Source organism: Pseudomonas sp. 3JA, from assembly GCF_036961705.1.
In the GTDB taxonomy this organism is placed as follows: Bacteria; Pseudomonadota; Gammaproteobacteria; order Pseudomonadales; family Pseudomonadaceae; genus Aquipseudomonas; species Aquipseudomonas fluorescens_Q.
On sequence record NZ_JBAMDJ010000113.1, the window covers coordinates 1 to 391 of the forward strand.

The window sequence follows — 391 nt, forward strand, 5'->3', positions numbered from 1 at the left end:
GAGGAAGCGTTCCTCGGTCAGGTCCGGGCGTTTCAAATAACCCCGGGCCACACCGACACCGCCGATGTACAGCTCGCCGATGCTGCCAATCGGCAATGGCTGCATGGCTTCGTCGAGGATGTACAAGCGCAGGTTGGCGATGGGCTTGCCGATCGGCACGATTGTATCGTCCGCCGAGCAACGCCAGACCGAGACGTCGATGGCCGCTTCGGTCGGGCCGTACAGGTTGACCAGCGCCGCCGGGTGCTGGCCCATGAAGCGCCGCACCAGGTCCACCGGCAAGGCTTCGCCACTGGCGAACACCTGGCGCAAGCTGTGGCAGTCGACCAGGCTCGGTTCCTCGACAAAGGCCCGCAGCATCGACGGTACGAAGTGCAAGGTCGTGACCCGC

At 65.0% G+C, this 391-nt stretch carries 1 protein-coding gene; it reads right to left on the reverse strand.

What is annotated here, in order from left to right:
• Nucleotides 1-391, reverse strand: a 391-nt coding sequence (locus V7773_RS30270) for an AMP-binding protein (RefSeq protein ID WP_336076505.1), incomplete at both ends; no start/stop codon positions are given.